We start from the raw sequence: 13,364 nt of genomic DNA on the forward strand, positions 1-13,364 counted from the left end.
AATTGATTTCTTTATCAGGTATCCAATAAAATTCTTACTTTCGAAAAAACTTTACAAAAGGTTTAAAATTTATATTCTAAAAAAATCCTATCAAATTGATGAACTATCCACAACTGCATCTCCCCAAAGATTTTTTGGATAATATAGATAAGGTTTTCCTTCCACCGGTAAAACCCATATTACCAGTCGCACCTGAAAAGCCTTCAAAACTGGAATTACTAAAAATTTTATTCCCTCTGATACTGATCGGAATATTTATGTTTTTTGCAAAACAGAACACACTAGGAATGCTTTTTATCGCACCCTGCATTTTTCTGCTCTTCTCCAATTCGGATAGAAAAAAATATGAAAATGATTTATGGCAGTACAATAAAACATCATCCCAGTACCCGAAACTTCTCAGTCAGTACAGCTATGAAATGGAAATTCTCAAGGTCGATTCCCAGAACTATCAGGATTACAAAAGAAACATCGCAAATGAACGGATACTAAACCTGGCTGCCGCCCACTTCCCTGGTAAGGACTATAAAAAAGGAAAGTCCCACGATTATTTCAAAAGTTTCCTACACCGGTCATTCGGTGAAAAAATTATGGAAAGCGCATCCATTGCAGACAGCAGCTATAAACCTTATTGCAACGGGGAATACATGCCCTATGTTACCGATTTTGCCTATATCGATCCTTATATTAATTTAAGGATCGATATAGAGATCGACGAGCCTTATGACTTAGAGCTCAAAAAACCCATTCATCTTGACGACCTCCAGCGCAATGAGTTTTTTACAAGGAACTGCTGGGTAGTAGTGCGATTTGCAGAAGAACAGGCAGTTCTCTATCCAGAATTGTGCTGCCAATACCTCGAGAAAATCATCGAGGGATTCTACAATGCGCCTGCATCCCTGAAAGATTTTAAGCATAATGTACCGGAAATAAAAAAATGGGATTTGCGTACTGCCGGAATTCTCATCTCAAAGGACCACCGCGACACATACCTCAACGGCAGGGTTTATTATAAATTATAAAAAACAATATGGATATTGCTTCGTTTTTGGCATTAAAAGAATTTGACGGCATCGACGAAAGAATCCGCGATGTGCAACATCAGATGGAGCTCAACCGGTTTAATCTTTTTACCATTTCATCTTATAATTCCTATCTTGAAAATTTTCACAGCGATGTGATTAAACTCCTGCTGGATCCGCAGGAGAGGCATGGACATCACAGTGTCTTTTTGGATCTTTTTTTGGATTATCTGATTTCTTTAGGTGCCCGCATAGACAAAAGCCAATATACGCTTTGCGAGCTCACAAGAGAAAGAGGAAATATCGATATCTGGATCAAAGATCCCACTTCAAAAAGATCAATAATAATTGAAAATAAAATAAACAATGCCAGTGATATGGAAAACCAGCTTGAAAATTATTACAATTATGCCCACCTATGTGGGTTTCAGGTTGATTCCATTCTGTATATAACCCTGCATAGCAATAAGAACGCGCCTTGGACAGACAATATTGAACTTAATTCGAAGATCCTCAATATCAGCGCATTTAAAAACAATGATGACTTATGTCAGGGATGGCTTGAGAAATGTTATGAAATGGCAGCAGACGAACACTCGCGCTCATTTATTTTCCAATACTTAAAACTAATTAAACATTTATCACAGCACGGAATGGACAGAGAGATTAAAGAAGACTTTTATAAGATAGTAAGCAGCGCTGAGGGTTATCAAAAAGCGAAAGCGGTAGCCTCACTGGTAGCAGGATTGGACCAGTACCGCACAGACCTTTTGGTTGAAAAAATAAACGGGGACTATGCCCCTTTTAAAAAAATCTACAGGTACCGTCCCAACCATCAGCTCTTCGAGAGGTATCACGATAATGATATTCTTTTCAAAGTCGATGTGCAGCTTCTCTCGGGCGGCAATGCCCAGATTGATTTCTGGAATCCCGACCAGCCCCACGAAATCCAGAAACATAATGTGTCTGAAAAGCTTAAATCCTTAGGCCTTTATGACGATTTTGAACATGGCGGCGCAGGAGGAGGAATGTATAGATATTTTGATTCAGGCAAGATAGGCTCTATTGAAGAGGTGGATAAGGAGCTTTTCTATTATCTAATGGCTTTTTTCAAAAAACTCAGATGAGAAAGCCCTCTGCATATTCGCTTCTAAACACCTTAATTGATATGAAAAAAGCTACAGCACAAAAACAGCAGGTAAAAACATTTGACAGCCAGTTTTATCTGGTTTTTATTCCATTCTTAATCTTTATCTTCATTATTGTAACGTGTTTCCCTTACTGGTTTACAAGGCCAAACTTCAGCGGGATCGACTTTACTGACAAGGGCGAGATTGGAGACACAATCGGAGGTATTACAGGCCCATTTATAGCCATTGCCGGTGCTGTTCTGACCTTCTTTGCCTTCTGGGTGCAATTCAAGGCAAATGAGCAGCAGAAGCTGGACCTTAAAACAGAACGCTTTGAAAATAAATTCTACGAGCTTCTTTCCCTGCATAAGTCCAACGTCTCAGAAGCCGTAATTGGCAACCTTGACGGCAGGCGCTCCTTTACGGCCATGTTTTATGAACTCAGGCTCAGCTATCATGTTGTGCAGCATATAAAAGAAAAAAAACTTAAATCGAATAAATTAAGAAAAGAAATCAAAAAAATAAAAGAAATTGATGTTCTGGAGTTTGCCTACATGATTTTCTTTTACGGCATCGGGCCCAACTCCGAAAAACATTTTGAACCAGGCCTTACAAAGATTCATAAAGAGTTATTTGTCGATATCAAAAGCTTTATTGAGAAAGAGATTCATAAACCGTATGAAAGATTTCTCAAAAAGCGCCCGGATGCAAAATACTATATGTTTAAAAAAATAGATACAGAAGTAGAGTTGTACTTTTATCCCTTTGACGGGCATGTCAGCAAATTATCTCATTATTACAGACATCTATTCCAGACAGCACGCTTTGTCGTGGATCAGGAATTCTTAGACCATCACCAAAAATACAGCTATTTAAAAACACTCCGGGCACAGCTTAGCAATTTCGAACAGCTGCTGCTTTATTATAATGCAGCTTCATGGTTTGAGGACCAATGGAAAGACTTGTTCATTGAGTACCGTATGATCAAGAACATTCCAATCCCTCTGGCTGATTTTGGCACACCTCCCGAAATCCGCTACAAAACCGAAATTGAACAATACCAGGCAAAAGGCATCAAACTCTTTGAATGGAACAAATAAATATAGTGCATAAAAAGATGCCTTGGCCTGTCTGCACTATCCTATTTTTTTGAACTCAGCTTTGCCGTTACTGTAAATCAGGCAGCATCCGGCTGTTACTCTCTTTTGTACGCACTCTATATAGCCCTGCTTGTCTGTTATAATCATGCTCTTGGGGCTGTTTTTGGGAACAAGCTTATCAAAACGGGTATCGCCACTGAATTCCATTGCCGTCAGTTCCTTTAAAGCGCTTGGATCCGGGCTATTCCATTCTTTGCGAAGTTCTGTGTTGACAGCCGCTATTTTTTTTAGCCCGCCTTTAATGGCCCGCCCGCAGAGCATTGCCACCAAAAAGGCTCTGTAGGCTTGGTTATTGAGAGAGCCCGAGATGTCAACAAATATCTCATCAATCTCAGAACTCAAAAATAAGGCCTGCTGTTGCGCATCAAGATAATCTCTCACATCGGCATTTTCCTGTTCCGGTTTTGAAATTAATGCTGAAAGCCTTTCTGTAAGCTTGTAGGCATTATCGCCGTCCGGTCTGATCTTTCCCATGTAGATACTCCTCTGGGGAAATACAAGCGGCAGATGTTTGCTCACAGGGCCATAGTTTGCCAAAACTATAAGGGCATTTGGCAGTGCCACTGCGTAGTCATTCAAAGCCTCAAGAAAATTTTTTCTGCTGGTTGACTTATGCTGTTTGACCTCCACAGCCGCAATATGCTTTTCAGGTGAAGCCACACTTCCTGCGGGCAGAATTCTATAATCAGGCTGGACAGCCTCTTTTCTCTTCTCGCTGCTTGGATTCTCCAGCGGACTTCTCACCTCGCACCACAATTCCAGAATTTCGTCCCTAGTTTCAATGGATAAAATGTGGGCCTGCTTGAAACCAAGGGCAAGCCTTCCTTCTTGATGATGAAGCTCGACCTGGCAGCCCTCAAAAGCCTTATCTATTCTTGTGAGTATCCATGTTGAATACAATTCATGGCGTTTGCGCCATACTGGAAGGCTCAACAGGTTGAGGAGTTCCTTCACCGATTTTTTCTCTTTTATAGTGACGGTATTTTTGCCAAGAGATGAAACAATTTTTTTCAAATCATTGCAAAGAAGGTTCAACTGCATTTTGCGGTTCCCATCGTGCATCTTTTTAATTTCCTGTACCCTGCCGAATAGTCTTCCTAAAAAAAACTCAGGCCAATAGTCCTGGGCCTGCTGGCGAAGCAGTTTTACATCATTCAGCACATTTTTGTCCCGGTCAGTTTCTCCCCTCCCACCGGCAGCATTTTCAAGGTCATCAAGCGTATGTCCATACTGGCGGCAGGAATTGACAAAAGAATGCCAGATATCCATCAGAACTGCCAGATAATGGTCTAGTTCATCATGCCCCGTAACAGGCGCTCCAACATCGGGTTTATTGAAAACCGCTGTCCTTCCATTCGGCCGGTGTGCCCTCATCCAGTCTCTGGCTAAAGCATTTTCAATAGTTATTCCACTATCATACGTTAGTATCCGGTTCAGTTTGCTTATCTGGTTGGCGGTAATTTCATAAACCGTCAGCTCCCGCTCTAAAACCTGAAAGTGATGCAGCGTCTGGCGGAAATGCTCCAAATTAAACCCAACATCGCTGAGCTCCTTATCAAAATTAAACTGGATTTTAATATTCTCTGCGGAGTACTTTGCCTGATATTTCTCAAAAAAAGCGCAGACCTCAACCATCATCAGGCTGTAGGGTTGAAAGGCCTTAAGCAGGACCTGAAGAAATGCTTCTGTACTGACCCCGCCAGCCACAAGGTTTTCTTCCACACTGCCATAAGTGCTCTTTATGCCCAGCAACGAATAAAGGTTTAGATCTGGATCCTTGGAATTGAAGATCTCCTTGTCGTAATATTTGGTATCAACACCTGCGCCCTGCTCAAGAAAACGCCAAAGCTGGGCTGCATCTTTAATTATGGTCTGTTCTGTTTTCGGATCAATATTTTTCTTACTCATTTACCAAATCGAATTTAATTGCTTGTATTTTTTTCTCACTCAGGCGCCCCAAACCAAATGTTTAATTGGTTATACAGTGATATTGTAGATGGTGGTTAAAAATCCCTAAAATCAATATACTATCATTTTCTTTATAAAATCAGCTTCCTTCTCACTGCACTCCCGAATATAAGAGTCATGAATATCCCTGATAAATTTCGATTTATCTTCTAATGGAAAGTCCTCGGGATCAAAGCGTGTCTCCAGTTCCTCATAATACCAGTCTTTATACATCTGTTCGTCATAGCTGTCTTGCATTTCATTGTAATAAATATGAAGCGACTTAAGTCCATTTACACGTTTATCTACGATATTGAGCACTTTTTGTGCCTTGGCTATTTGATCTGAGTATTTTTCTTCTAATTTAAATACATTGATATTTCCCTTTTCAAATCTTTTACTGCTTGTATCGGTGCAGTCTCCAAAAATCTGCTTATAGTGGTCAGATCCTGGTCCACAGTTAGCATTATATTTTACTTCAATCCCCGTCACTTTTATCCCATTCTTTACAGGACTGAAAAACATCCTCTCGCCAAAGCCGTCCACATAAGGATTCAAATGAAATTCCTTGGTAAATTCAATCTCTCCCTTATTATCAGCTCCATTGCATTCTTTGCCGCAGGGCACAAGGTTGTACATGCACAAAGCCAGCATGGGAAATTTTGCCTGGCAGAAATAGTGGTCCAGCACATGCCCTTCAGCTGTCCCATTTTTTCCTTTCGTATACTTTGCATTCTCCTTGTTGCAGTAGGGGCAGGAATGGACAAAATTATGGGTCCTGAAAAAGGTTTTTGCAGCACCTGAAAGCTCACCATAATCATAAGAAATAGCATAAGAGAGTATTTTGATCTCCATTTCATCAAATCTGCTTTTCAGCGATTCATTGAGATCGTAAAGGTCAGCAGCAGGACACAAAAGCATCTCTTTGAGCTTTTCTGCATTATTTTTTTCCAGCTCGACCAGATAGTCCAGCAACCCCTGGATTTTATATTGTTTTAATTTATTTCGGCTGCCACGATACTTGTCTATAGTATCCAGATAATTTGCTTCATGGAAAGAGTCTTTCTTGCCATGTCTCTTTTTTGCCTCGATCAGCAGTATTATCTTTTTTGTAATGATCTGGTAGCTCCTTATTCCATTATTTTTGGTAATCCTTGAGCTTCCCAGGATGTGCTCAAGAGACAGTTTAAGATGACCTATCCTTTTGAGAAAAGGTGCCAACATTGCTTTAATATAATCATCCTCCCTGTCAGAAGGGTCTTTAATTGTTATCTTTATCATGGGATTTTTTGAAGGTTCTAAGACTGGTTCTCAAATAGGGGTCGCCAATAAGCTCGATAAATTGATCATCCCGGTCTAAAGGATTAGATTGGTTTATTCTTTTGATGAGCGAGATGATCTGATCAGAGGCAAAATCACCTATCAGAGTATCCTCTAGAAAAAAATTATCTGCAAGCAGATCATTTATATTGGCAGCAAATGTCTCTCCCTTATTGGCCTTAACCACTGATCTTCCTTGGCTGTTGCGCTCCAAAAGAAGCACATTGCTGGCTGGTATATCCGAGAGAATAAAAGGGGAATGCGTCAGGATACAGATATTGACAGCTCTTATCCCACTGGACTCCTTTAGATTTTCAAGTGAACTGATAAGATTTTTGACCAGAGCCCTCTGCATCTGTGGATGATAGTACAGCTCTACTTCGTCCAGCACGATATTCACATTGGAATATACAGCCCTTGCAGAGAACGTCGTTGCTTTTTTTGCCTCTTGTCCCTTAGGATGTATCGACTCGATATTGTATAGATGATAAAGTATGGTGTTTAAATTAAAAATCGACTGCTGCTCTCCTGAACTCATATCACTAAGTTTGATATTAGGGCTTTTTGTTTTGGTGTCCATAAATTCAAAGTCAATATTGAAAAAACCAGGAAGTGCAAACTTGATAATATCCTCAGGTTTTGCATGATCAGCCTCCTCTCCAAAAAGTTTCAGATAGTCCTTGAATTCCTCCGGCATGAGTGAAATTGGTCCATATCCTTTGGATTTGTTCCAGATTTTATCGTGTGAATCTGTATTGGCGAATTTCAAAAAGTTAAGCGTCCCGTCAATCTTTCGCATTACATGGCTATTATCGGTAAAGATGTTGCTTTCCGAGTTCAGCTCATCTCTGTACTCCTTGTCTTTTAAAAAATCATAATTTTCATAAATTTTTGAAATTTTCTTCTTGAGATACCCAAAGGCTACAGCACCATAACTGCCTTTTCGGGAATGAAGATCTATTGCCGCCCTTTTTTGCGCAACCTCCAAAGTAAGCGGATCGATATGTCCCAATGCCGGACCATTCTTGGGCGTAAAAATATACTTGGTAACCCTGTATCTTTCAAGCAGCAGATTATCATCTCCATGCATCAGGTCATAAGCCAAGGTTGAAAGAAGGCGCTCGCGGGAGAGCTTTAGCTCATCGTTGATATTGAAATTCCCATCATGACGCATCGGATTGATAACCACAGGGGTCCTGTACCCGTCGTTTTTATGAAAGAGCTTGTTGATCCAGTGTCCAAGGTTTTTTGAATTCAGGCTGTGATGTGAGTAATTAAGGCTTATGGTGTAAAAAAAGTCATTCAGACTGAACTCTTCCAGCGGAAATTTCCCAACATCTGATTGCTGGTCAAACCTGAAATGTTCCACCACTCCGCCTCTGCAGAGCAGTTCCCTGACTTCTCCCTCTGTCTCATAAAGCACTGAAACCTTAAATGATTTGTCAAGGAGCGCTTCTTTTGCTTTTTCCTTTTGAATCTCATTGTTAAGATCAGAAATTCTGTTAAGCAGCTGCGAAGCTGTATGTCTGTATACTTGAGAGAGAGAAGAATAACGCCTCGAATTGATTTTCAGCTCATTTTCACGAATAATCTCGAAGATGTAGGCTTCAAGATTTTCTATCTCTTTTACTTTTTCTTTGTCTATTTTCTCAAATCCATGAAGCTTTGCCGTAAGAATCAGGGACAAGCGGTGTTGTTCAGCTTTGTCTCTTTGATGTTGAAGGTAGCCCCATGCCTTATTAAGAAGGGCATTTTCTCCAGCTGATGGACGTGTAGCAGTTAAATAGACAACATAATAAAAAAGTTCAAAAATTGTGCTCTTTCCAGATCCGTTCTTTCCCGCTACAGCTGAAATATTAAGCTTGATGCCATTGCTCAATTTATATAAATCATTTATTCCCTGATGCCTGTCATTTTTAGTTACTTGTGTGATTTTTTCTTTTCCTACTGTTTTAATATCGTACTGGTGATAGAATTGAAAAGGCTTTCCCAAAGTAAGGCTTTTTGAAAAAGTGCCACTGCAGCCCTTAAGCGGTGTGATGGCGATTAATTTGAAATCATTCATAATTCAGTATTGATGCTGTTTGTAAATATATAGCTAAATTTTTACAATGCTTTTTTCGAAGAAAAATAATTAGGCAAAAACTGCCCGATAAATCTGAGTAGAAAAAGCATTGAAAGACAGTTTTTTATTATAAGCATACTTTTCGAGCAGCTTTGTTTTTTGACAACCATAAATAGATCCCGATCCCAGATTATACTACTGATCCAGAATAATATGGATGTAAATGAAGTTGCTTATCTGATCGGATACAAGCATACAAATTTTACGGCTGTCTTTAAAAAACATTTTGGAGCGACAAATGGTAAATTAAGAATTCATGATAATCAAAGACGATTCATTATATAATTCACGAGCAGATACAACCCTAAAACCGATTAAGAGCCTGCTCTATTCTAACAGCTTTCTCCCCTTTACAATATGGTATTTTACAAATGGGACTGTAATAGCAGTTCCCATTAAATTTGTAATCAACTTCTCCAGAGACTAAAATACCTATTACTTTATTGGTTAGAAAATTAAATACCGGAGAGCCTGAATTCCCTTGAAAACTGTCCAGAGAAGTGTAATAATACAGCCAGTTAGAGCTGTCTTCTACCCTTGCATTAACCGCCACCTTGAGAGGCAGTCCCGAGGGATGGCCAATCATGTAGATTTCTGTATCTTTTGCTGCTGCTTTTACGGAATCTTCCCATTCCAGAGCAGGCCTGTCAAAATTTCTATCAACTGAAAATTCAGCCACATCAAGCTCATCTGATTTATGGATAATTTTTTTTGGATAAAATATATTCCTCGATTCAAAAAAGCTTTCCACCATTCCGTCTGCCTGAACTGTCCTATATCCAAAAATTATAATATAGTCTGAAATCGGCCTCTCCAATACGTGAAGGGCAGTAATCATTGTATTATTCGAATAAATAAAAGCAGTTCCAACACCAGCAACGGACTGGCTGCAAAAAGACTCTGATGGGCATAAATTATATACACCACCAAGAGTCTGCGAAACATCTAGGGCAAAAATACCTTTGGAAACTTCTTGCAGTTTTTCCTTTTCTATGATCATAGCTACAGATTCGCTTTTCTGAAAAATCGAAAACTGCCAGTCAATATCAGGTCTCATCTGAAAAAGCTCAATTCTGCTGTCGTACTGCGACGGTCCGCTTAATCTTTTTCTACTGAACAAATCTTCACTAGGATCCTGTATTTCCCTAAAAGGAACTAAATTGAAACCCTCTAAATCAGACTCTACGAGCCCCTCTCTACTCTCAATTTTTTTCATGCTCTGTACTGATTCCTGATACCAGCTCCTATTTATTTCATCCAGTTTTAACTCTCCTGCACCCTCTTTGTATGGGATTTTTTGGTTAAAATCACGTAAATTCTCAAGAGTAGGATTGACTTTCATCAATGATCTATCAAATCTGATTTTTTCCTTAGTCAGTTCTTCATGCTTTTGCATCAGTCTGGAACTGGTCGTGTCAGTCTGGGCGTAAAATGCCACGCAGATAAAAAAAAATAAAATGCCGAAAATAAATTTCATTTAGTCTTTGTATTTGCTTGATAGCGTCAGAAGAGGTATATCTATGGTTAGGCTTAGATTTAAGCTCCATGAATCCACCGAAGTCAGATCTGTATCAGCATCATTTGGAATATCTCTGAGTTTAGGGCCGTACTGCCCGCCAAGACTCAAAGCGAAAGGCGACTTTCTAAAGCCGTAAGTCAGATACAAACCTGGTGAAAAAATATCATCGAAATTAAAATCAGGCAGTGTCTTAGTGTCATTATTTCCATCAATTCGAAATTTTACAGGTGCGGCGATATCGATTATTGGAATAAAAAATCCCAGGCTGCCTCCCTTTTTACCTGAACTCCATGGCTGAAGATAAAATCCTACCGGAGCAGTAAAGCCAAAAGTGAATGCCGCATCCAGATCTTTAGCAAAAGCGGCGCCGGCAATAACACCGGGAAATGCATTTATGGAAAAATACAATTCCGACTTTTCTTTCAGTGAAGAGCTTCCGACTGGCAGAGCAAATGCTTCGATTGCCTTTTCAACATCTTTGGAATCTTTTGATGCAGCAATATCATTTATAAAATAAATCAGACGGATAGCTTTAATATCATTTATCTTAGTATAAGATTCAACAAGCTGTGGGATAAACTCAGAGATAACAGTTTCTATGATCTGCTCCCCTGTCAATTCATCATGCAGGATTAAACTTAAATATTTGTCTTTAAGGTACTTCTCGATAAGCTTCCAAATTTCCTTTTGAATATCCTCATTATATCCATTTTTCGCAAGCTGCTGTAAAACCTTTTTTTCAATTTCAGAGTTTGATATGCCATAGAACTCCATTAGTTTCTGACTATTGATCCCGTTTTTAATACTTTCTTTAAGCAATTTGATCTTATCATCTAATTCGCTAATTTTCACAGTGTCGACAGTGCTTGCATAATCGCTAAATGCTAGAATATCTTTCTTTAGGGCTTTGAGGTTATCATCGCTTCCCATTTTTATTGCTATAACCTTCAGCCGCGACTCCATTCCTTTTAACTTTTCAACGTTTTTTAAGATGCTTGGATTGGAAAAAGCATCCGGCTTAAAAATGCTGCTTAAAAAATTCAGATCTTCTTCAAGGACAATCTGATCCTCCATGTTCAATAAGTTATGAGCTTGAATATCTGCCTTTCTGAAGTTCAATGGAATCTCTACTGCCTTGATAACGGCATTGGAATACTTTTTCTGGCTTAAATCCAAAACAATTGTATTTGCTATTTTTGCCACATTAAAATAAGGTGCAGTTTTATCTTCAAAACTGATTTCAGCATTAGCAGTCCCATCAGTAATATGGTATTTTTCATTCATCATTAAATCAGCCGTTTTGACAACTTCCTCAGAAAATGAAATAATATCATCTACAAAGCCATATATTTCCTCATACTTTAATTCTTCATTATTTTTCTTTTTCTTTTTTATAGCGAGGCTTTGAGCATAGATTTTTTCAGCATTTTCAGCTATGGAAACCATATTGCTTTTCAGGAAAATGAAACTTTCTAAAGTGTTGTTTACTTCTGAAACGGGAAACTTCTCCATCATTTCACTAATTTTAAAAGGAGTGATGGTACCGTCTTTTTTTAAAAAATTTATATCAAAATATTTTACATTCTGCTGATGGAGCATGCCGAAGTATAAAAAATAGAAGTTGACCTCATTTCCATAGTTTGCGGCAAAATCAACTGTTGCAAATTTAACTTCCGCATTTTCCACTATAGTAAAGCTGTAGGCCAGCATCGAGGCCAGACGCAGACTCTGGGCAATATTATATTTGACAATGAGATTAGGCACACTTGCATCCGCAGGCACTGTTCTCCAGCGTGCAAGTGTCCTGCTGTTTTCTAGAATTTCAAAATAGTCAACTGGGGATTTTATTTTAGAGAGTTGAGGAATTAGCTCCAGCCCCTCAAAAGCAAATTCCAGATCAGGATTTTTTGCAATCATATTTTTCAGGCTGGGCGTCGATTTTAAGTTTGCAGCATTCTTCAAAAGATTGTTAAGATCTTCTTCAATGTGCTGTTTAAGCTGATCTGTGAAATTCAAAAGCTGTGAAGCTTCAAATTTTTTAAGGTAATTTGTAGTTTCTGGAAGAATTACTAGAAGCTCATAACAATAATTCTTAGGTGTCGGATTTTCAAGATAAGTCCTGATTTTATCAATTGCATAAACCGTCAGTTCCTCTTTGATCCTTTTAGCCAGAAATCTGCTAAGCCCATCTATGACAGTTTCAAAGGCCATGTCCCCTCCTAAAAAGGGCAGGGATTTCTGTACTGAGGAAAAACTGTTCTTTTCAGCGAAATAGTCAATTTGTTTATCTTGATTCAACTCATATTTAGCAATAAACAAATACGCGACATGGCAAAGGTATGGATTGTCTGAAAAGTATAGCTGGGCCAGATTATCCAGTTCATTAATGTCATACTTGCTTTTATTTTCGTAATAGCTTGCTTTTAATTCTGCTTCTGCAGCTTTCAAATTCACAAAAGTCGATGAGCTAGCATCCAGTGTTTTTTCTGTAATGCTTAAATTTCCTTTTGACAGCATGGCAATTGCATCTTTATAATTCTGGATCGATACAAAAGTGTCAGTAATTTTTTTTATTTCCGGCTTATCCAGATTCTGCGACAAACCAGGTTTATCAGAATCCTTCAAGTAGGATTTAAAAATAGCAATTGCCTTTCCCCTATCTGTATTCAGCTCATCATTGCGGGTGTCAGGATTAACTGTATTGTAATCTTTTTTCAGCAGATCAATCAAAGCGGCAGCGTCACCGGCAACTGGCGACGATTTCTGCGCAAGCCCGCTGAAAAAAATAAATAAAAAAGTAAAAGCAATTACTGTTTTTCTCATTTTGCATTTTTTTAGAATTGGAAATAATTACATGACAAAATAACAAGCGGAATCTTACGTCAAATTTACACTTATAGCACCAATCCTATCCACGTAGAAATACTCATTTTTAGCCAGTTACAAACTTTATTTTCCTTTTCCGTTCACACAAAATCTGCCGCCGGACGTAAACAAGCATAAATACAAGTTCCACAAGCAATTCCCTACAGTCCTTCAGGCCAGGCTCAGCTATAAAACCGAATTTAACGGCTAAGAGCTATAGATGCCTAATATCAAAAAACTTTGTATTTAAAGAAATTTGTATGTTCTTCAGAATTT

The 13,364-nt window shown here is 38.7% G+C and carries 8 protein-coding genes; 3 read left to right on the forward strand and 5 right to left on the reverse strand.

Going from position 1 to position 13,364, the window contains the following annotated elements; genetic code table 11:
- Positions 1–98 precede the first annotated feature (98 nt).
- From L1276_RS12550 to L1276_RS12560, 3 genes are read left to right on the forward strand one after another with little or no spacing between them, the layout of a single operon-like run.
- Positions 99–1,022, forward strand: coding sequence for a hypothetical protein (locus L1276_RS12550; RefSeq protein WP_253788265.1), 924 nt, complete (start codon positions 99–101; stop codon positions 1,020–1,022).
- Positions 1,023–1,030: 8 nt separating this feature from the next.
- Complete coding sequence (locus L1276_RS12555; RefSeq protein WP_253788267.1) at positions 1,031–2,149, forward strand: PD-(D/E)XK nuclease family protein; 1,119 nt, start codon at positions 1,031–1,033, stop codon at positions 2,147–2,149.
- 41 nt (positions 2,150–2,190) lie between these two features.
- Positions 2,191–3,252 carry a putative phage abortive infection protein gene (locus L1276_RS12560; protein ID WP_253788269.1) on the forward strand — a complete coding sequence of 354 codons (1,062 nt, stop codon included), beginning with the start codon at positions 2,191–2,193 and terminating at the stop codon, positions 3,250–3,252.
- A gap of 36 nt (positions 3,253–3,288) precedes the next feature.
- On the opposite strand, the gene L1276_RS12565 is transcribed toward L1276_RS12560, so the two are convergent.
- The 5 genes from L1276_RS12565 to L1276_RS12585 form a co-directional block, all read right to left on the reverse strand.
- Positions 3,289–5,220 carry a hypothetical protein gene (locus L1276_RS12565; RefSeq protein WP_253788271.1) on the reverse strand — a complete coding sequence of 644 codons (1,932 nt, stop codon included), beginning with the start codon at positions 5,218–5,220 and terminating at the stop codon, positions 3,289–3,291.
- Between the two features lie 111 nt (positions 5,221–5,331).
- On the reverse strand, positions 5,332–6,540 hold the full coding sequence (locus tag L1276_RS12570) for a hypothetical protein (RefSeq protein ID WP_253788273.1): 1,209 nt from the start codon (positions 6,538–6,540) through the stop codon (positions 5,332–5,334).
- Positions 6,521–8,644, reverse strand: a complete 2,124-nt coding sequence (locus tag L1276_RS12575; protein ID WP_253788275.1) for a hypothetical protein — start codon at positions 8,642–8,644, stop codon at positions 6,521–6,523. The genes L1276_RS12570 and L1276_RS12575 overlap by 20 nt, the downstream gene beginning before the upstream one ends.
- Before the next feature lie 364 nt (positions 8,645–9,008).
- Positions 9,009–10,181: a serine protease gene (locus L1276_RS12580; protein ID WP_253788277.1), complete on the reverse strand. Its 1,173-nt coding sequence runs from the start codon at positions 10,179–10,181 to the stop codon at positions 9,009–9,011.
- Positions 10,182–13,046 carry a hypothetical protein gene (locus L1276_RS12585; RefSeq protein WP_253788279.1) on the reverse strand — a complete coding sequence of 955 codons (2,865 nt, stop codon included), beginning with the start codon at positions 13,044–13,046 and terminating at the stop codon, positions 10,182–10,184.
- Positions 13,047–13,364 lie beyond the last annotated feature (318 nt).

This window comes from Flavobacterium sp. HSC-32F16 (assembly GCF_024171645.1).
GTDB lineage: Bacteria > Bacteroidota > Bacteroidia > Flavobacteriales > Flavobacteriaceae > Flavobacterium.

Bases quoted from the DNA above. Each gene is read 5' to 3' on its own strand.
- L1276_RS12550 (WP_253788265.1), top strand. From the start codon at position 99: ATGAACTATCCACAACTGCATCTCCCCAAAGATTTTTTGGATAATATA.
- L1276_RS12555 (WP_253788267.1), top strand. From the start codon at position 1,031: ATGGATATTGCTTCGTTTTTGGCATTAAAAGAATTTGACGGCATCGAC.
- L1276_RS12560 (WP_253788269.1), top strand. From the start codon at position 2,191: ATGAAAAAAGCTACAGCACAAAAACAGCAGGTAAAAACATTTGACAGC.
- L1276_RS12565 (WP_253788271.1), bottom strand. From the start codon at position 5,220: ATGAGTAAGAAAAATATTGATCCGAAAACAGAACAGACCATAATTAAA.
- L1276_RS12570 (WP_253788273.1), bottom strand. From the start codon at position 6,540: ATGATAAAGATAACAATTAAAGACCCTTCTGACAGGGAGGATGATTAT.
- L1276_RS12575 (WP_253788275.1), bottom strand. From the start codon at position 8,644: ATGAATGATTTCAAATTAATCGCCATCACACCGCTTAAGGGCTGCAGT.
- L1276_RS12580 (WP_253788277.1), bottom strand. From the start codon at position 10,181: ATGAAATTTATTTTCGGCATTTTATTTTTTTTTATCTGCGTGGCATTT.
- L1276_RS12585 (WP_253788279.1), bottom strand. From the start codon at position 13,046: ATGAGAAAAACAGTAATTGCTTTTACTTTTTTATTTATTTTTTTCAGC.